Raw genomic sequence first — 18,980 nt, 5'->3', positions numbered from 1 at the left:
CTACCCGCCTGCGGGCAGATCGGTGCGCGGAGCGGTGCCCAGATGCACGCCGACCCGCTTGACGAGCAGGGTCATCTCGTAGGCGACCTGCCCGACGTCGGAGTCGGCGTCCGCCAGGACGGCGAGGCAGCTGCCGTCACCGGCGGCGGTGACGAACAGGAAGGCGTCGTCGAGTTCCACGACGGTCTGCCGGACGCTGCCCGCCTCGAAGTGGCGGCCCACGCCCTTGGCGAGGCTGTGGAAGCCGGAGGCGACGGCCGCCAGGTGCTCGCTGTCCTCACGGCTGAGGTCCTTGGAAACGCCGGTCGGCAGGCCGTCGCCGGACAGCACGACGGCCTTGCGGATGCTCGCGACGCGGTCGACGAGGTCGTCGAGGAGCCAGTTGAGCTCACCGGACTTGCTGGTCGGCGCGTGGTCGGTCGCCTTCGGTGCGGTCATCGACCGTCCCCCTTAGTCGTTCCTTGCGGTGCTGTGCCGCTGTGGGCGTCGTTGCCCGCGGCGTTCTCCTCGCGGCCGCGCTGCCAGCCGCGCTGGAGCGAGGCCATACGGCTGCGTACTTCGTCGGCGTCCCGGTCGGCGGGGTCCGCCCGCTCCTCGGTGCGACGCTCCGGGTCCTGCTTGAGCTGGGGAGCCAGATTGGCCTGGCGGACGCGCCGGGGCAGGGCCGAGATGCCGGCCGCGGCGTCGTCGCCGGTGCCGCTGTCGGTGCTCGGGCTCCAGGGCTCCTCGGTGGGACGGCTGGGTCCGGTGCCCCGACGGGGGGTGGCTGTGTCCCGCCGGCGCGTGGGCAGCGGGGCGAGAGCGTCCGGGGCCGGACGGCCGGGGGCGGCGGGGCGTTCCGCGCTCGGCAGCGGGCCGAGGGCGCCGGTGGGACGTTCCCCGCCTGGCTCGGAGCGGCCAGAGGTGATGCGGCGCGATGCGTCCGGCGCCGAAGGGTCCGCGGCGGTGAGGCGCTCGTCGTCCGGCTGCGGTCGGCGGGATCGCTGCTCGGTCACCGGACGGCCGTGGGAGCTGACCAGCTTCGGGGTGCGGCGGCGGGGCAGCGGCACAGGCGCGTCGGCGTCCTCGTCGGGGTCCATGCGGCCGGGGCCGTCGTGAGGGCCCGGATACGGGGTGAGGGAGCCTCCGCCCGTGTCGACGTCCGCGCGCGTGAGCGAGCGGCGCGGGCGGAAGAGTCCGCCGCGTTCGGTGTCCTCGTCGCCGAGGGCGCCCGGGAAGTCCTCGACGGCGTCCAGATCGACGGGCGCCTCGAGTTCGACGGGCCCGTCGAGGAGGGTCGCGGGCAGGCCGGGGACCTGCACGGGCACCTGGGAGAGGGCTGCCCTGCGGCTCACCGCCGGGTCGGGTTCCTTGGCCACACGGGGGCGGTCCAGGCGGAAGCCGATGCCGTTGGTGTCGGGGACGTCGTCGGTCAGCAGGGCGTCGGGAATGAACACGACAGCTGTGGTGCCGCCGTAGGGCGACGGCTGCAGCGCGACCCGCACGTTCTGGCGCTGAGCGAGCCGGCTGACGACGAACAGGCCGAGCCGGTCCGTGTCCGACAGCTCGAACTCAGGGGTCTCCGCGAGCCGCAGGTTGGCGTCCAGCAGCGCCTCGGCCGCCATGCCGAGGCCACGGTCGTGGATCTCCAGGGTGAAGCCGTTGGCGACGCGCTCGCCGACCACCTGCACGGCGGTGTGGGGCGGCGAGAACACCGTTGCGTTCTCCAGGAGCTCCGCCACCAGGTGGGTGAGGTCGGCGACCGCGGGGCCGGTGACGGCGACGCGGGGCAGGCGGCGCACTTCGATGCGTTCGTAGTCCTCGACCTCGGCGACAGCGGCGCGGACGATGTCCATCAGCTGGATGGGCTTGCGCCACTGCCGGGAGGGGGCGGCGCCGGAGAGGATCACCAAACCCTCGGCGTGCCGGCGCATGCGGGTGGTGAGGTGGTCGAGGCGGAAGAGGTCGGCGAGTTCCTCGGTGTCCTCGGTCCTGCGTTCCATGGTGTCGAGGAGGGTGAGCTGCTTGTGCAGCAGGACCTGGCTGCGACGGGCGAGGTTGACGAAGACCTCGGAGACGCCGGCCCGCAGCTCCGCCTGCTTGACGGCGGCTTCGACGGCGGCGCGCTGCAGGGTGTTGAGGGCCTGGCCGACCTCGCCGATCTCGTTGCGGTCGTACTCCAAGCGGGGGACCTCGGTCTCCACGTCGACCTGTTCACCGGCCGACAGGCGGCGCATCACGCTGGGCAGGCGGACGCCGGACGCCTCATGGGCCTCCATGCGCAGTTGCCGCAGGTCGCGGATGAGGGCACGGCCGATGCGCACGGACACCACGAGGGAGACGAGCAGGGCGGCCAGGCCGAGGACGCCGGCGATGGCCACCTTGACGATGACACCCGTGGCGATGGGGCTGATGCGGTCCTGGTAGCGGTTTCCGGCCTGGTCGTTGAGGGAGGCGAGCTCGTCGAGCACATTGCCGGCGGCGGTGTCCCAGCCGGTCATGGTGACGCCGCGCGGCTGCCCGTTCCGTGCCTTGACAGCGGCGTCCTCGGCCACGCGCAGCGGAGCGGTGGCGGCGTTCTTCCAGAACCGGGTGTAGCGGTCCCGCTCGGAGGTGGGCAGGAGGGGGAGGTTGAGGTCGTAGAGCAGGGTGCGCTGGGCGACGAGGTCGGAGATGTTCCTGGCCTCGTCGCGGGTGACGTCGCCGACGATGAGGGCGGAGCCGAGGAGCGCGTCCTCACGGGAGAGGAGTTCGCGGGCCCGGCCGAGGTTGACCAGGGCGCGGTACTGCTTGTCCATGTCCGCGCTGTCGAGGACCTGGAGGTCGGCGAGCAGTTCGTAGCAGGGGTCGACCAGGTGGTTGTAGAGCTCGAGGGCGTGGGCTCGGTCGACAGTGCCGTCCTCGACGCTCTGGCGCAGGGGTGCGATGCCGTCGAAGGCGTCCAGGACGGTGGTGAGGCGCTCGTCCGTGGCCGGGCCGACGGCGTCGAGCAGATCGGGGTCTCGGGCGTTCTTCCTGATCTCGGCGACGGCCCGGTCGGTGGCGACTCGGCTGCGGCGCAGCGCGGCGAGCGCGTCGGCGGCCCTGGGATCGGCGAGGTAGGCGAGGCTCTGGCGGCGTTCCTCCTGCAGGACGCGCACGGTGTCCTCGGCGGGGTAGCCGATCTCCTCGACGACGGACGACCCGCTGAAGAGTCGGGCGGCCTCGCGTCCTGTGAGGACGGTGGCGAACGCCCAGATCGCGGTCAGGGAAAACAACGGCACGAGAAGCAGCGCCACGATCTTCCGGCGGATGGATTTCCCGCGAAAGCGCATGGCCTCCCCCAGCTCGGCCCCCACCGGCAGGGGGCACACATGTGCGTCAACAAACGGCGCGAGCCTACTACCGACGCACAGGGAACTCGAAGGGCCATCCGGAAGCCGAACTTCCGCACTGGCAGGGTGAGATGGCGCGTTGTCCGCCCATTGCGGGAGATTGCAACCCCGGTAGCCTGCACGTCGGCAGGGGCCCGCATGGCTGATACGAGAAGCCAATTGGCCGGAAATTTTCGGTGCTTGGGAATCTTCGAGGCACGCCGTTCGTCTTTCTCTACGGGAGATGGGGGCGGAATCGGCCACAGGAGCCGCATCCCGCACCCTGGCGGCGTAAATGGGCGCAAGCCGGGCAGTCAATGAGGTGTCGGTCTTCGGACCGGGACGCAGGGTCTGCTGGCGGTGGGGAGTGACACGGTGATGGGCACGGCGGAGCGGAGCGGAGCACCCGCACACGGCGCGGAGGCGCGGGTGGCGGTTCAGGGCGGCGCCGGGGCACAGGATCTCGACATTCCCTCGGACACACGCCAGGTCACGCACGGACCCGACCCAGCCCCGGCCGCGGCCCGAGGCACTTCGGCCGGCGAAGGCCCGGCGCGGACCACCGACTCCGAGGCGGGCGCCCAGCGCCCCTATTACCGGCCCTTGTGGGTGGAGGAGCCCGCCAAGCGGCGCAGGCTGCCCGACCCTGTGCGCACGGCGGCGGTGCGGGCGGCACTGATCACCGCCGTGACACTGATACAGGCCATGGTCGCGTTCCTGTGCACGCTGGCCGGGTCCTGGCTGGCGTTCCCCATGGTCCTGACCAGCGTGGCCAGCACGGTGGCCGCCACCTGGGGCGTACTCGACGTGTGGGTCACCCGCCAGGTCTGGAACCAGCGCCATGGCGTGGTGTCCACGCCCAGCAGCACCGCCCGCGCGCTGCGCAGGGAGCGGCGGCGGGTCCGCCGGCAGGCCCGGGCCACCGCGCGCGCCCAGGAGCGGATACGTCGGCCCGGCGGGGCCGGGTGGCTGTCCCACTCCTGAGCGGCGGCTCGCCAGGGAGTAACAGTCTCCCGCCCTGCTGGGTGGCGACGAGAGAGTCGTGTACGAGGGGAACGAGGGCGAGGGGCGGACCTGCCCACCCCGCGCCCCGCACTCAAGACGCGGCCGTCACTGCCCGACCCAGCTCCCGCGCAAGTTCCCGTCGAGCCCGCATGAACGGCCGTGGCCGGTCCACAGAGAGCACTGCGGTGGTGCGGCCGTTCCGTTCGTAGAGCGCAAGGAGGCCGTCGCTGCCGGGGGCGCCGTCGGTGAGGCCGCCTTCGGCGATGCGCACGGTGTCGTCCGGGTGTCGTCGCCCGGCGAACTGGATGCGGGCGCCGTACTGGTCGGACCAGAAGTACGGCAGGGATAGCAGGGTCTCGGCGGTGTGACCGGCGAGAAGGTTCGCCACCGCGACCCGGGGCTGCTCGGTGGCCGAGGTCCAGTGTTCGGCGCGGGATCCGCCGACGCGGGCGACGTCACCGACGGCGACCACCTGGGGCAGCGTGGTCACACAGCCGTCGTCGCACAGGACGCCGTCGCGCAGGGCCAGCGTCGATCCCGCCAGCCAGCCGGTGTTGGGCGTGGCCCCGATGCCGACGATCACGACGTCGGCATCGAGGAGGCGGCCGTCGGCGAGTTCGACTCCGGTGACGGAGACGGTGCCGTGCAGACGAGCCACCCCGGTGCCGGTGAGCAGGTCGACGCCCCGGCGGCGATGGAGTGCGGCGCAGACGGCGGCCAGCTCGGCGCCGAGCTGGGGCACGAGAGGGAGGGATGCGGACTCGACAACGGTGACGGTGTGGCCGAGCGAGGCGCAGGAGGAGGCCGTCTCGGCGCCGATGAAGCCGCCGCCGATCACCACGACCCTGCGGGGGCCGTGGGTGAGCTCCTCGCGCAGGGCGCGGGCGTCGTCGAGGGTGCGCAGGGTGTGGACGCCGGCCAGGCCGTCGCCCGGCAGCCGGCGGGCCGAGGCGCCGGTGGCGATGACGACGCCGTCGGTCGAGACGGTGCGGCCGTCGTCGAGCAGGACCGTGCGGCCGCGCGCGTCGAGCCCTCGGGCGCGGGTGCCGAGGAACCAGTCGGCGTCGAGGCCGGCCGTCTCCTCGGCGTCGGTGAGGCCGAGCTGGGCCTCGTCGGCGAGGCCGGTGAGGAAGTCCTTGGACAGGGGCGGGCGATCGTAAGGGAGGTGGGGTTCGTCGCCGACGATCACCAGGCGTCCGTCGAAGCCCTGGGCGCGTAGTTCCCGGGCGGCGTAGAGGCCGGAGAGGGAGGCTCCGACGATGGTCACGGTTCTCATGCGCCGTGGCTCCTCTCGGCAGCGGGGCGGGGCGCGGGCGCGGAGGTCGGCGCCGACGCGCAAGGCGTGGGTGGAGAAGGCCAGGGCCAGCAAAGCGAGGGCGCGACGGGCGCGGGGGCGCGGAGCGAAGTCGCGCAGGGCACGGCGATCATGCGGCGGTGCCCTCCTGGGCGGTGAGGTGGACGTGGATGACGCCGTCGTCGACGGTGACGCGGTGGGTGCGCACGGGGCGGCGGGCCGGGAGGCAGGTCGGTTCGCCGGTGCGCAGATCGAACGAGGCGGCGTGCAGCGGGCATTCGACCAGGCAGCCCTCCAGCCAGCCCTCGGAGAGCGAGGCGTCCTGGTGGGTGCAGGTGTCGTCGATGGCGTAGAGCTCGCCGTCGGCGTGGAAGACGGCGATGGGCGGAGAGGTCTCGATGCGGACGGACTCGCCCTCGGGGAGGTCTTCGAGGCGGCAGACGGGAATCACGGGCCCCCCTCTCGGTCCGGGACACTGTGTCCGGGACCTGTGGTCCAGGCGGTTGAGGAAGTACGGACCGTGGTCGGTCCGTGGGGAAGGCGGTGCGGGCGACGCGGGTGGCGCGCGGCGTCATCACATGCGGGCCACATTGGTGTCCGAACCCTTACGGCGGCCGGACTCTTGGGTAACATGATGTTTCGTATGGCGCATGAGCGCGCGCTATGCGCAACAGAATCCGGGCGGGGCGACCGTCGCGTCAAGGGTTTCCCGCAGATGCGGCCCAAACAGGGCCGTCAGGTGGTGAGAGTTGAGCTATGGCCCGCACGCAGAAGCAGTCTGACGTCCGTGAGGAGCACGGCGAAAGCTCGCCGCGGCAGAGCGGCAGAGGCGCGGCGAGCGCCGTACAGTCCGTGGACCGGGCGGTGAGCGTCCTGGAGATCCTCGCCCGGCACGGCGAGGCCGGCGTCACCGAGATCGCCGACGAGCTGGACGTGCACAAGTCGACGGCGTTCCGGCTGCTCGGCGTCCTGGAGAACCGCGGTCTGGTGGCCCAGGCCAAGGACCGCGGCAAGTACTACCTGGGGGCCGCCGTGCTGCGGCTCGCGGGCGCGGCCGCCGTGCGCCTGGACATCTCTCAGGAGGGTGTCCCGGTGTGCCGGGAACTCGCCGACGAGCTCGGCGAGACGGTCAACATCGCCGTCCTGGACGACGACGCGGCCGTCAACATCATGCAGGCCCGCGGCACCGCGTCGGTCACGGCCCAGAACTGGCTCGGCAGACGCACCCCGTTGCACGCGACCTCCAGCGGAAAGGTGCTGCTGGCCCACATGCCGCCGACCCTGCGCGAGGGCCTGCTGGCCAGGCCGTTGCCGCGGTTCACCGAGCGTACGATCACCGGCGCGTCGATGCTGCGGGGCGAACTGGAGGCCGTGATCGAGCAGGGCTACGGGGTGACCATCGAGGAACTGGAGCTGGGGCTGGCGGCCGTCGCGGCTCCCGTACGGGCCCATGACGGCAAGGTCATCGCGGCCATCAGCGTCTCGGGGCCGGTGTACCGGCTGAACGCGGACCGCCTGCCCGAGCTGGCGAAACGGACCGTGGCGGCGGGGTCCGAGCTGTCCCGCCGTATGGGCTACGGCTTCTGACACCCCGCCCGCCGCAACCGAGGTCCCAGCCTCGCCTCCTGGCGCCGCCCGGCACCACCGAGAGCGCACCCTCGCCACCTGGCGCCGCCACCCTCACCGCCGAGAGCGCACCCTCGCCACCTGGCGCCGCCCCTCACCACGAGGGGACACCCCCGCCACCGCCGCCTCTCAGCACCCAGGCCACCACCGAACACGACAACCGCACCCTCCTCACCAGCGGCGCGGGACCGGATCGCCCCGGTCCCGCGCCGCTGTGTGTCCGGCGGGTTTCGTTCGGGGCGCTGCTTTTGCCAAGGGTTAACGCGCGCCTCTTGACGGCTCCCTGACGGCGTTCTCAGTATGTTCCCCATCGCGCAACCCATAGTGCAGTGCGCAACAACCGAGGAGCGTGCCGTGCCACACGAGGTCCGTGCCGTAGTCGCTGTGAAGAAGGGCGCACCCGTCGAGGTGCAGACGATCGTCGTCCCCGATCCGGGGCCCGGAGAGGTCCTCGTCACCGTGCAGGCCTGCGGGGTCTGCCACACGGACCTGCACTACCGGGAGGGCGCGATCAACGACGACTTCCCGTTCCTGCTGGGCCATGAGGCCGCCGGCACGATCGAGGCGGTCGGCGAGGGCGTCACCGACCTCGCGCCGGGGGACTACGTGGTGCTCGCCTGGCGTGCGCCGTGCGGCAGTTGTCGTTCGTGTCGGCGCGGTCGCCCCTGGTACTGCTTCGACTCCCGCAACGCCACCCAGCCCATGACGCTGCTGGACGGCACACCGCTGTCCAACGCTCTCGGCATCGGCGCCTTCGCCGAGAAGACGCTGGTGGCCGCGGGCCAGGCGGTGAAGATCGACCCGGCCGCCCGCCCCGAGGCCGCGGGCCTGATCGGCTGCGGGGTGATGGCCGGCTACGGCGCCGCCGTGAACACCGGCCAGGTCGGCCGCGGCGACTCGGTCGCCGTGATCGGCTGCGGCGGTGTCGGCAACGCGGCCATCGCGGGTGCCTGTCTCAACGGCGCCATGAAGGTCATCGCCGTCGACATCGACGACAAGAAGCTGGACCAGGCCGAGAAGTTCGGGGCCACTCACACTGTCAACTCCCGCGGCACCGACCCCGTCGAGGCCGTGCGCGCGCTCACCGACGGCCACGGCGTGGACATCGCGATCGACGCGGTCGGCCGCCCGGAGACCTTCAAGCAGGCCTTCTACATGCGCGACCACGCGGGCCTGCTGGTCCAGGTCGGCGTGCCCTCGCCGGAGATGAAGGTGGAACTGCCGCTGATCGACGTGTTCTCGCGCGGCGGCGCCATCAAGTCGTCCTGGTACGGCGACTGTCTGCCGAGCCGCGACTTCCCCTTCCTCATCGACCAGTACCTGTACGGGCTGCTGGACCTCAACGCGTTCGTGACCGAGACGATCGCCCTCGACCAGGTGGAGGAGGCGTTCGCCAAGATGCACCGCGGAGAGGTGCTGCGCTCGGTGGTGGTCCTGTGACCGACCCCGCGGCCGATCACGGCCGAGCCCCCGCGGCCGACCTCACCCGTACCCCCGCCGGAGCCCCGGCAGCAGATCCCACCCCCGCGGCAGCCCCCGCAAAAGGCCCCGCCCGCATCGAACACCTCGTCACCAAAGGCACCTTCACCCTCGACGGCGACACCTTCGACGTGGAGAACAACGTGTGGCTCATCGGCGACGACCAAGCCGTGCTGGTCGTCGACGCCGCCCACGACGCCCGTACGATCGCCGAGGCCGTCGCCGGACGCCGGGTCACCGCCATCGTCTGCACCCACGCCCACGACGACCACATAGGCGCGGCGCACGAGCTGTCCGTCCTCACCGGCGCGCCCGTCCTGCTGCACCCCGACGACACGGAGCTGTGGTCGCTGACGCACCCGGCCCGCAAACCCGACGGCGAGCTGACCGACGGCCGCGTGCTCACCGTCGCGGGCACCGCACTCCATGTCGTCCACACGCCCGGCCACACCTGGGGCAGCTGCTGTCTGTACGCCCCCGCCCCTGAAAGCCGTATTCACAGGCGACACCCTCTTCCACGGCGGCCACGGCGCCACCGGCCGCTCCTACTCCGACCGCCCGACCATCGAGGCGTCGATCCGCGACCGGCTGCTCACCCTGCCCGGCGACACGGTCGTCCACACCGGGCACGGCCAGGACACCACGATCGCCGCGGAGCGGTCCCACCTGCCCAACCCCTGAGCGCCTGAACAACCCCTGAGCACGTCCCGAGCGCGATCATCCCCACCCCCGGCAAGGAGGGGCATGTCCCACACCCGTGAAAACCCCCGCGTGGTCGTCATCGGCGCCGGCATCGTCGGCTGCTCCCTCGCCGACGAACTCACCGCACGCGGCTGGACGGACGTCACCGTCCTCGAACAGGGCCCCCTGCCCGCTCCAGGCGGCTCCACCTCGCACGCACCGGGCCTGGTCTTCCGGACGAGCCCCTCCAAGACCCTCGCCGAGTTCGCCAAGTACACGGTCGAGAAGTTCAGCTCGCTCCAGGTCGACGGCGTCCCCTGCTTCGACCCGGTCGGCGGACTGGAGCTCGCCACCACGCCCGAGCGCCTCGCGGAGCTGCACCGCAGGGCCGGTTACGCGGCCTCCTGGGGCATCCGGGGCGAGATCGTCGGCCCCGCCCGCTGCAAGGAACTGTGGCCGCTGATCGACGAGTCGATCGTCCTCGGCGGCTTCCACACCCCCGACGACGGCCTGGCCCGCGCCCTGCTCGCGGCCCGCGCCCAGATGGAGCGGGCGATCACACGTGGTGCGCGGTTCCTCGACCGCCACACCGTCACCGGCATCGAACGGCAGGACGGCCGCGTGACCGGCGTGGTCACCGACCGGGGCACCTTCCCCGCCGACCACGTCGTCTCCGCGGCCGGTTTCTGGGGTCCCGTCATCGGCCGGATGGCCGGAGTGGACGTCCCGCTGCAACCGCTCGCGCACCAGTACGCGAGGACGCGCCCGCTCCCGGAACTGAGCGGCGCCAGCGCGGAGGCCACGCGCCCGATCCTGCGCTTCCAGGACCGCGACCTCTACTTCCGCGAGCACGCCGACCGCATCGGCATCGGCTCCTACGCGCACCGGCCGCTGCCCGTAGACCCGTTCGCGGTGCTGCCGTACGACGAGGCCCGCGCCCGGGACATGGACATGCCGTCCTCGTATCCCTTCACCGAGGAGGACTGGGCGCCGAGCTGGGAGGACTGCCGCGCTCTGATGCCCGCTCTGCGCGCGAGCGAGATCGAGGAGGGCTTCAACGGCGTCTTCTCCTTCACCCCCGACGGCATGCCGGTGCTCGGCGAGGCCCGGGAACTGCGGGGCTTCTGGCTGGCCGAGGCGGTCTGGGTCACCCACTCCGCCGGCGTGGCGAAGGCCGTCGCCGAGTGGATGGTGAACGGCCGGCCGTCGCTCGACCTGCACGAGTGCGATCACACGCGTTTCGAGGAAGCGCAGCGTTCACCGTCGTACGTCCGTGAACGCGGTTCACAGCAGTTCGTCGAGGTGTACGACGTCATCCACCCGCTCCAGCCGATGGAGCAGCCGCGCCCGCTGCGGGTCAGCCCCTTCTACGCCCGTCAGCAGCAGCTCGGCGCGTACTTCCTGGAGGGCGGCGGCTGGGAGCGCCCGCACTGGTACGAGGCCAACGCCTCGCTCGTCGACGCGCTCGGCCCCCTCCCCGAGCGGGACGCCTGGTCGGCGCGCCACTGGTCCCCGATCGCGGCCGCCGAGGCCAGGGCCACCCGCGAGAAGGTCGCCCTGTACGACATGACGCCGCTGCGCCGTCTGGAGGTCACCGGCCCCGGAGCCCTGGACTTCCTCGACCGTATGACCACCAACAACCTCCGCAAGAAGCCCGGCGCCGTCACCTACACCCTGCTCCTCGACGACTCCGGCGGCATCCGCTCCGACCTGACCGTCGCACGCCTCGCGCCCGACCGCTTCCAGGTGGGAGCCAACTCCCCCGCCGACCTCGACTGGCTCACCCGGCACGCCCCCGACGACGTACAGATCAGGGACATCACCTCCGGCACCTGCTGCATCGGCGTCTGGGGCCCCGCCGCCCGCGCTCTCGTCCAGCCGCTCACCCGCGAGGACTTCTCCCACGAGGGCTTCGGCTACTTCCGCGCCAAGCAGGCCCATCTCGGGCATGTCCCGGTCACCGCCATGCGCCTGTCGTACGTCGGTGAGCTGGGCTGGGAGCTGTACACCAGCGCCGACCTGGGCCTGCGCCTGTGGGACACGCTGTGGGAGGCGGGCCAGGAACTCGGGGTGATCGCGGCGGGCCGCTCGGCGTTCAACTCCCTGCGCCTGGAGAAGGGGTACCGCGCCTGGGGCACCGACATGACCGACGAGCACAGCCCGTACGAGGCGGGCCTCGGCTTCGCGGTGCGCCTGGACAAGGAGTTCACCGGTCGCGGCGCCCTCTCCCCGGACATCACCCGCAGACTCACCCCGCTCCTGCTCGACGACCCCGCCGCGGTGGTGCTCAGCAAGGAACCCGTCTACGTCGACGGCGCCCCGGCCGGATACGTCACCAGCGCGTCGTACGGCTACACCCTCGGCCGCTGTGTCGCGTACGCCTGGCTGCCGGCCGGGCTGGCCACGGGGACGGGCGTGCACATCGAGTACTTCGGCGAGAAGGTCCCCGCGACCGTGGCCGAGGAACCCCTCTTCGACCCGAAGATGACCCGGATCCGCCGCTAGGAGGCTGGCCATGTCCCCCAGTTACGACGTGATCGTCATCGGCCTCGGCGGAATGGGCAGCGCCGCCGCGCACCATCTGTCCGCGCGCGGCGCGCGCGTCCTCGGCCTGGAGAAGTTCGGCCCGGTCCACAACCGCGGCTCCAGCCACGGCGGTTCGCGGATCACCCGGCAGTCCTACTTCGAGGACCCGGCGTACGTCCCGCTACTGCTGCGCGCCTACGAGCTGTACGACGACCTGGAGCGGGCCACCGGGCGCGACATCGCGACCCTGTGCGGCGGAGTGATGGTCGGACCGCCCGACTCGCGCACGGTGTCGGGCTCACTGCGCTCGGCACGGGAGTGGGCCCTGCCGCACGAGCTGCTCGACGCCAAGGAGATCCGACGGCGCTTCCCGACCCTGAGTCCGAAGGACGACGAAGTCGCCCTCTACGAGCGCAAGGCGGGCTTCCTGCGGCCCGAGAACACCGTCGCCGCCCACCTCCAGCTGGCCGGCCGGCAGGGAGCCGAACTGCACTTCGAGGAGCCCATGACCCGGTGGGAGCCGTACCGGGACGGAGTGCGGGTGCACACCGCCGAGAACACCTACACCGCCGGGCAGTTGGTGATCTGCCCGGGCGCGTGGGCGCCGCGGCTGCTGACCGACCTGGGGGTGCCGTTCAGCATCGAGCGGCAGGTCATGTACTGGTTCCAGCCCTCCGGCGGCACCGAGCCGTTCGTCCCCGAGCGGCACCCGGTCTACATCTGGGAGGACGCGGCCGGCGTCCAGGTGTACGGCTTCCCCGCCATCGACGGGCCCGACCTGGGCGCCAAGGTCGCCTTCTTCCGCAAGGGGAAGGCCACCACTCCGGAGACCATCGACCGGACGGTCCACGAGGACGAGATCCAGGCCATGGCGGACCACATGTCCGGCTGCATCCCGGACCTGCCGGGCTCCTTCCTCAAGGCCGCGACCTGCATGTACTCCAACACCCCCGACGAGCACTTCGTCATCGCGCGCCATCCGGCGCACCCCGGCTCGGTGACCGTGGCCTGCGGTTTCTCCGGGCACGGCTTCAAGTTCGTGCCGGTCGTCGGGGAGATCCTCGCCGACCTGGCCCTCGACGGCAGCACCGCGCACCCGATCGGCCTGTTCGACCCCGCCCGCCTCGCCGCCGCGCCCGCCTGAGGAGCATGCCGTGACGACGACACCCGTCTCCCCCAGCCTGATCGCCACCCTTCCCGGCCACTACTACACGGACCCGGAGATCTTCCGCCGGGAACAGGAGCGGCTCTTCGAGTCGATGTGGTTCTGCGCGGTACGCAGCGCCGACCTCGACAAGCCCGGTGCCTTCCGGACGGTCCAGGTGGGCCGTGAGAGCGTCCTGATCACCCGCACCCGCACGGGCGGGCTGCGTGCCTTTCTCAACATTTGCCGGCATCGCGGGGCACGTCTGTGCACAGAGGAGTCCGGCGAGGTCCGCCGCTCCCTCCAGTGCCCGTACCACGCATGGACGTACGACCTGGACGGCAAGTTGATCGCCGCGCCCAACTTGATCAAGATGCCCGACATTGATCGGGTCGAGTACGGGTTGATCAATGTGTCATTGCGCGAGTGGCTCGGCTACGCCTGGGTGTGCCTCGCCGACGAGCCGCCCTCCTTCGAGGACACCGTGATGCACGCGGCCGTCGAACGGCTCGGCGACGCGGCCGCGATCGAGCACTACGGCACCGAGAACCTCGCCCTCGGCAGACGCATCACCTACGACGTGAAGGCGAACTGGAAGCTGATCGTCGAGAACTTCATGGAGTGCTACCACTGCGCCACGATCCACCCCGAACTCACCGACGTGCTGCCGGAGTTCGCGGACGGCTACGCGGCTCAGTACTACGTCGGCCACGGCGCCGAGTTCGGCGAGGAGATCAAGGGCTTCACGGTCGACGGCAGCGAGGGCTTCGCCAGACTGCCGGCCGTCACCGCCGACCAGGACCGCCGCTACTACGCCATCACGGTCAAGCCGACCGTCTTCGTCAACCTGGTGCCGGACCACGTCATCCTGCACCGCATGTTCCCGCTCGCCGAGGACCGCACGGTCGTCGAGTGCGACTGGCTGTACGCGCCGGAGGTGGTCGAGTCCGGGGCGGACGTCTCGAAGTCGGTGGAACTGTTCCACCGGGTCAACGTGCAGGACTTCGAGGCGTGCGAGCGCACCCAGCCGGCGATGAACTCCCGCGCCTACCGCGGGGGCGGGGTGCTGGTGCCCAACGAGCACCACATCGGGATCTTCCACGAGTGGCTGCTGGAGAACCTGGGAGGCGGCCATGCCTGAGCTGTTCGTCGACGGCCGCTGGCGCGCCGCCCTGGACGGGCGCACGCGTGAGATCCGCTGCCCCGCGGACGGCTCCCTGGTCGCGGTGGTGGACGAGGCGGGCGGCAAGGACACCGTGGAGGCGATCGCGGCCGCGCGGCGCGCCTTCGACGAGGGGCCCTGGCCGCGTACGTCCGCCGCGGACCGCGGGGACCTGCTGCTGCGGGTCGCCGACCTGCTGGTGCGCGACAAGAAGGCGCTGGCCCGCGCTGAGTCGCTGGACACGGGCAAGCGGCTGATGGAGAGCGCGTACGACATCGACGATGTGGTCAACTGTTTCCGCTACTTCGGCAGGTTGATCGCTGTTGAGGCGGCCGGTCGAGTGGTGGACACCGGCATGGATCACATTGACAGTCGCGTCACCTATGAACCGGTCGGCGTCTGTGCATTGATCACCCCCTGGAACTATCCACTCCTCCAGACCGCCTGGAAGGTCGCCCCCGCACTCGCCGCGGGCAACACCTTCGTGCTGAAGCCCAGCGAGCTGACCCCTCATACGGCCGTCCACCTCATGCGCCTGCTGGAGGAGGCCGGGCTGCCTCCCGGCGCCGGCAACCTGGTCCTCGGCGCCGGGCCCGAGGCGGGCGCCCCGCTCGCCGACCACCCCGACATCGACCTGCTCTCCTTCACCGGCGGACTCGGCACCGGACGCCGGCTTATGGCGGTCGCGGCCGGCACGGTGAAGAAGGTCGCACTCGAACTCGGCGGCAAGAACCCCAACATCGTCTTCGCGGACGCCGACTTCGAGGCGGCCGTGGACATGGCTCTCACCGCGGTGTTCCTGCACTCCGGCCAGGTCTGCTCGGCGGGCGCACGGCTGCTGGTCCAGGACACGCTGCACGACCGGTTCGTCGACGAGGTCGTCCGCCGGGCGGAGTCCATCCGCCTGGGCGGGCCCTTCGACGAGCACGCGCAGACCGGCCCGCTGATCTCCGCGACCCACCTCGCGAAGGTCGAGGCGTATGTGGCCGAGGGCCTCACCGAGGGCGCCGTACTGCGCTGCGGCGGGGAACGCGCGACCGGCCCTGGCCTCGACGCGGGCTTCTACTACCGGCCGACCGTGCTGGACGAGTGCACCGCGGACATGTCGGTCGTCCAGGACGAGTCCTTCGGGCCGGTCCTGACCGTCGAGCGCTTCACGAGCGAGGACGACGCGGTCGGGCTGGCCAACGACACCATCTACGGCCTTGCGGGCGCCGTCTGGACGACCGACGAGGCCCGTGCCGCCCGGGTCGCGTCCCGGCTGCGCCTCGGCACGGTCTGGATCAACGACTACCACCCGTACGTCCCCCAGGCCGAGTGGGGCGGCTACAAGCAGTCCGGCTTCGGCCGCGAGCTCGGGCCCGCCGGGCTCGCCGAGTACCGCGAGACGAAGCACATCTGGCGCAACACGAACCCTGGCCCGCAGGGCTGGTTCGACTGACCGACCCGGCCCCGGGCCCCGCGGGGCTGGTGCGACCGACCTACGCGAGTCCGGGCCCGTGGCCTGGGCTCGGTCCGCCGGTCCCGGTCCCCGGCCCCGCACGAGCCACTCCCTCCCCTCCCCCAGGCCCACGAGGAGTCCGCTCATGGCACAGACAGCACCACCCTCAGATTCCCGCCGCCCCGACGACGCCGAGCTCGCCGAGTTCGGCTACAAACCCGAACTCAAGCGCACCCTCGGCAACTTCCACACCTTCGCCGCCGGGATCAGCTACATCTCCATCCTCACCGGCACCTTCCAGCTGTTCTACTTCGGCTACGGCAGCGGCGGCCCCGCCTACTGGTGGTCGTGGCCGCTGGTGTTCGTCGGACAGTTCATGGTCGCCCTGTGCTTCGCGGAGCTGGCGGCCCGCTACCCGGTCGCGGGATCGGTGTACAACTGGTCGAAGAAGATCGGCAATCCGCATCTCGGCTGGCTCGCCGGGTGGATGATGTTGATCGCGTCCATCGTGTCCATCTCTGCCGTGGCGCTGGCCTACCAGTTGACGCTGCCGCAGATCTCCGACGTGTTCCAGTTCGTCGGGGACGGCACGGGGAAGTACGACGTGGCGACCAACGCGGTGGTCCTGGCGTCCGTGTTGATTCTCTTCACGACTCTGGTCAATGCGTTCGGCGTCAAGTTGATGGCCACGATCAACACGGCCGGAGTCTTCATCGAGTTGATCGCCACGGTCGTATTGATCGTCCTGTTCGCGGCGCACATCACGCGCGGCCCGCAGGTGGTCACCGACACCGCCGGCACCGGGGCGGGATACCCGACCGGCTACCTCGGTGCCTTCCTGGTGGCCTCGCTGGCGTCGGCGTACGTCATGTACGGCTTCGACACGGCCGCCTCGCTCGGTGAGGAGTCGCTGGACCCGTCCCGCAACGCGCCCCGTGCGATCATCCGGGCGATCGTCGCGTCGTTCCTGCTGGGCGGCCTCGTGCTGTTGCTCGCATTGATGAGCGTGTCCAGTCTGAACGGCGAGAAGCTGTCCACGGACGGACTGCAGTACGTCGTGCTCGACGTCCTGGGGTCGACGGCCGGCAAGGCGATGCTGTGGTGCGTGCTGATCGCGGTGACCGTGTGTGCGCTCGCGGTCCACACGGCGGCGATCCGGCTGGCGTTCGCCATGGCCCGCGACAACAACCTGCCCGCGTCCTCGTTGCTGGCCCGGGTCAGCCCGCGGTTCAAGACGCCCGTACTGCCGGCCGTGATCATCGGTGTGCTGGCACTGGCGATCCTGGTGGTCAACATCCGTCAGCCGCAGATCTTCACCGTCGTGACCAGCATCGGCATCATCATGATCTACCTGGCCTATCTGGGCGTGACCGCGCCCATGCTGGTGGCCCGGCTGCGCGGCAAGTGGCAGCCCGCGGGTGACGGGAAGTTCTCGCTGGGCCGCTGGGGCCTGCCGGTCAACATCGTCGCCGTCCTGTGGGGCCTCGGCATGACGGTCAACCTGATCTGGCCGCGCGCGGCGGTCTACAACGCGGCCGCGCCCTTCCACTGGTACCTGCAGTGGGGCGCCGTCCTGTTCGTCGCGGTCATCGCGGGCGGCGGCTTCGCCTACTACTGGTTCGTCCAGCGCCACCGCACCTGTGTCCTCGCCGAACACCGCCTGGAGCCCGCTTCTCCCGAGCCGACCCTCACCGCCCCCGCGGCCGACTGACGGAGGTCAACAGCGTATGCGTACCGATGAGTTCGACTATGTCGTGGTCGGCGGCGGCACCGCGGGCAACGTGGTGGCGGCCCGGCTCTCCGAGGACCCTTCCGTCACGGTGTGCGTCCTGGAGGCCGGCCCCAGCGACGTCGGCGACGACGACGTGCTCAAGCTGGAACGCTGGATGGGCCTGCTGGAGTCCGGCTACGACTGGGACTACCCGGTGGAGCCGCAGACCAGCGGAAACAGCTTCCTGCGTCACGCCCGGGCCAAGGTGCTCGGCGGCTGTTCCTCCCACAACTCCTGCATCGCCTTCTGGGCACCGGCCGAGGACCTCGACGACTGGGCCGCACAGGGCTGTACGGGCTGGAGCGCGGCCGACGTGTTCCCGCTCTACCAGCGGCTGGAGAACAACGACGCCCCCGGCGACCACCACGGCCGCACCGGCCCGGTGAAGCTGCGCACGCTCAAGGGCGGCGACCCGTGCGGCACGGCCCTGCTGGAGGCGTGCGCGCAGGCCGGCATACCGACGGTGCCCTTCAACACGGGCAAGACCGTGGTGCGGGGCGCCAACTGGTTCCAGATCAACTCCGACGAGAACAACATCCGCCAGTCGTCGTCGGTGGCGTATCTGCACCCGGTGATGGGCAGGCGGCCCAACCTGGAGGTGCGCACCGGGGTCCGCGCCAAGCGGCTCGTGCTCGAGGAGCGCCGGTGTGTGGGCGCCGAGTACCTGGACCCCGACCTGATCCACACCCGTACCGTACGAGCCCGCCGCGAGGTCGTCCTCTCCTGCGGGGCGATCGACTCCCCGAAGCTGCTGATGCTGTCCGGCATCGGGCCCGCGGGGCATCTGCGCGAGGTCGGCGTCGAGGTCGTCGTGGACTCGCCCGGCGTGGGCGAGAACCTCCAGGACCACCCCGAGGGCGTCATCATGTGGGAGGCCCGGCAGCCCATGACCACCACCTCCAGCCAGTGGTGGGAGGCGGGCATCTTCTACGACGCCGAGCCCGGCCTGGACCGGCCGGACCTGATGTTCCACTACGGCTCGGTGCCGTTCGACATGAACACGGCCCGACATGGCTATCCGACCTCGGAGAATGCTTTCTGCCTCACTCCGAACGTCACGCGCGCGAAGTCACGCGGAACGGTGCGGTTGCGCACCCGGGACTACCGCGACAAGCCCATGGTCGATCCGCGGTACTTCACGCATGAGCACGACGTACGGGTGATGACGTACGGGCTGCGTCTTGCGCGAACGATCGCCGGGCAGTCCGCTTTGAGCGGTTGGGCGGGTGCCGAGCTCGCCCCCGGGCCCGATGTCCGTACGGACGACGAACTGCTCGACTACATCCACAAGACGCACAACACCGTCTACCACCCGTCCTGCACGGTGAAGATGGGCGCGGACGACGACCCCTCGGCCCCGCTCGACGCGCGGCTGCGGGTCAAGGGGGTCGAGGGGCTGCGGGTCGCGGACGGTTCGGTGATGCCGGACCTGGTCACCGTCAATCCATGCATCACCACCATGATGATCGGTGAGAAGTGCGCGGATCTGATCAAGGCCGACCGATAGGCCCGGGATCGA

General features: G+C 71.1%; 13 protein-coding genes and 1 pseudogene. 10 read left to right on the top strand and 4 right to left on the bottom strand.

Annotated elements, in window-relative coordinates:
• Both RKD23_RS31735 and RKD23_RS31730 read right to left on the bottom strand, forming a co-directional pair.
• Nucleotides 1-438: a roadblock/LC7 domain-containing protein gene (locus tag RKD23_RS31735; RefSeq protein WP_404043319.1), complete on the bottom strand. Its 438-nt coding sequence runs from the start codon at nt 436-438 to the stop codon at nt 1-3.
• Nucleotides 435-3,293, bottom strand: a complete 2,859-nt coding sequence (locus tag RKD23_RS31730) for a nitrate- and nitrite sensing domain-containing protein (protein WP_424856803.1) — start codon at nt 3,291-3,293, stop codon at nt 435-437. The genes RKD23_RS31735 and RKD23_RS31730 overlap by 4 nt, the downstream gene beginning before the upstream one ends.
• 417 nt (nt 3,294-3,710) lie before the next feature.
• Here RKD23_RS31730 and RKD23_RS31725 point away from each other — a divergent pair, with 417 nt between their 5' ends.
• Nucleotides 3,711-4,316 carry a hypothetical protein gene (locus tag RKD23_RS31725; protein ID WP_424856802.1) on the top strand — a complete coding sequence of 202 codons (606 nt, stop codon included), beginning with the start codon at nt 3,711-3,713 and terminating at the stop codon, nt 4,314-4,316.
• A 112-nt stretch (nt 4,317-4,428) separates the two neighbouring features.
• Here the strand turns inward: RKD23_RS31725 and RKD23_RS31720 are convergent, their stop codons facing one another.
• Together RKD23_RS31720 and RKD23_RS31715 are read right to left on the bottom strand one after the other, a co-directional pair.
• Nucleotides 4,429-5,613, bottom strand: coding sequence for an NAD(P)/FAD-dependent oxidoreductase (locus RKD23_RS31720; RefSeq protein WP_424856801.1), 1,185 nt, complete (start codon nt 5,611-5,613; stop codon nt 4,429-4,431).
• A gap of 148 nt (nt 5,614-5,761) precedes the next feature.
• Nucleotides 5,762-6,082 (bottom strand): bifunctional 3-phenylpropionate/cinnamic acid dioxygenase ferredoxin subunit, encoded by a 321-nt coding sequence (locus RKD23_RS31715; protein WP_404043311.1) that lies wholly within the window; start codon nt 6,080-6,082, stop codon nt 5,762-5,764.
• A gap of 305 nt (nt 6,083-6,387) precedes the next feature.
• On the opposite strand from RKD23_RS31715, the gene RKD23_RS31710 reads away from it, so the two are divergent.
• From RKD23_RS31710 to RKD23_RS31670, 9 genes and pseudogenes are all read left to right on the top strand, one after another.
• On the top strand, nt 6,388-7,218 hold the full coding sequence (locus tag RKD23_RS31710; protein WP_424856800.1) for an IclR family transcriptional regulator: 831 nt from the start codon (nt 6,388-6,390) through the stop codon (nt 7,216-7,218).
• A gap of 393 nt (nt 7,219-7,611) precedes the next feature.
• Nucleotides 7,612-8,697, top strand: coding sequence for an S-(hydroxymethyl)mycothiol dehydrogenase (locus RKD23_RS31705; protein WP_424856799.1), 1,086 nt, complete (start codon nt 7,612-7,614; stop codon nt 8,695-8,697).
• Nucleotides 8,698-8,813: 116 nt separating this feature from the next.
• A pseudogene (locus RKD23_RS31700) lies at nt 8,814-9,417 on the top strand (MBL fold metallo-hydrolase).
• Between the two features lie 63 nt (nt 9,418-9,480).
• A complete protein-coding gene (locus RKD23_RS31695) occupies nt 9,481-11,922 on the top strand; it encodes a GcvT family protein (RefSeq protein WP_424856798.1) in 2,442 nt (813 codons plus the stop codon).
• Nucleotides 11,923-11,932: 10 nt separating this feature from the next.
• Nucleotides 11,933-13,087: an N-methyl-L-tryptophan oxidase gene (gene solA / locus RKD23_RS31690; RefSeq protein ID WP_424856797.1), complete on the top strand. Its 1,155-nt coding sequence runs from the start codon at nt 11,933-11,935 to the stop codon at nt 13,085-13,087.
• A 10-nt stretch (nt 13,088-13,097) separates the two neighbouring features.
• Complete coding sequence (locus tag RKD23_RS31685; RefSeq protein ID WP_424856796.1) at nt 13,098-14,228, top strand: aromatic ring-hydroxylating oxygenase subunit alpha; 1,131 nt, start codon at nt 13,098-13,100, stop codon at nt 14,226-14,228.
• Nucleotides 14,221-15,690 (top strand): aldehyde dehydrogenase family protein, encoded by a 1,470-nt coding sequence (locus RKD23_RS31680; protein WP_424856795.1) that lies wholly within the window; start codon nt 14,221-14,223, stop codon nt 15,688-15,690. Before RKD23_RS31685 ends, RKD23_RS31680 begins: the two co-directional genes overlap by 8 nt.
• Before the next feature lie 145 nt (nt 15,691-15,835).
• Nucleotides 15,836-17,401, top strand: coding sequence for an APC family permease (locus RKD23_RS31675; protein WP_424856794.1), 1,566 nt, complete (start codon nt 15,836-15,838; stop codon nt 17,399-17,401).
• Between the two features lie 16 nt (nt 17,402-17,417).
• Nucleotides 17,418-18,968: a GMC family oxidoreductase gene (locus tag RKD23_RS31670; RefSeq protein ID WP_424856793.1), complete on the top strand. Its 1,551-nt coding sequence runs from the start codon at nt 17,418-17,420 to the stop codon at nt 18,966-18,968.
• The last annotated feature ends 12 nt before the right edge of the window (nt 18,969-18,980 follow it).

It is taken from the genome of Streptomyces sp. SAI-170 (assembly GCF_049739565.1).
Classification (GTDB): domain Bacteria; phylum Actinomycetota; class Actinomycetes; order Streptomycetales; family Streptomycetaceae; genus Streptomyces.
This window is presented reverse-complemented; position numbering and strand designations above follow the sequence as displayed.

Excerpts from the sequence above, each read along its gene's own strand:
- RKD23_RS31735 (WP_404043319.1), bottom strand. The coding sequence starts at position 438 with ATGACCGCACCGAAGGCGACCGACCACGCGCCGACCAGCAAGTCCGGT.
- RKD23_RS31730 (WP_424856803.1), bottom strand. The coding sequence starts at position 3,293 with ATGCGCTTTCGCGGGAAATCCATCCGCCGGAAGATCGTGGCGCTGCTT.
- RKD23_RS31725 (WP_424856802.1), top strand. The coding sequence starts at position 3,711 with ATGGGCACGGCGGAGCGGAGCGGAGCACCCGCACACGGCGCGGAGGCG.
- RKD23_RS31720 (WP_424856801.1), bottom strand. The coding sequence starts at position 5,613 with ATGAGAACCGTGACCATCGTCGGAGCCTCCCTCTCCGGCCTCTACGCC.
- RKD23_RS31710 (WP_424856800.1), top strand. The coding sequence starts at position 6,388 with ATGGCCCGCACGCAGAAGCAGTCTGACGTCCGTGAGGAGCACGGCGAA.
- RKD23_RS31695 (WP_424856798.1), top strand. The coding sequence starts at position 9,481 with ATGTCCCACACCCGTGAAAACCCCCGCGTGGTCGTCATCGGCGCCGGC.
- solA (WP_424856797.1), top strand. The coding sequence starts at position 11,933 with ATGTCCCCCAGTTACGACGTGATCGTCATCGGCCTCGGCGGAATGGGC.
- RKD23_RS31680 (WP_424856795.1), top strand. The coding sequence starts at position 14,221 with ATGCCTGAGCTGTTCGTCGACGGCCGCTGGCGCGCCGCCCTGGACGGG.
- RKD23_RS31675 (WP_424856794.1), top strand. The coding sequence starts at position 15,836 with ATGGCACAGACAGCACCACCCTCAGATTCCCGCCGCCCCGACGACGCC.
- RKD23_RS31670 (WP_424856793.1), top strand. The coding sequence starts at position 17,418 with ATGCGTACCGATGAGTTCGACTATGTCGTGGTCGGCGGCGGCACCGCG.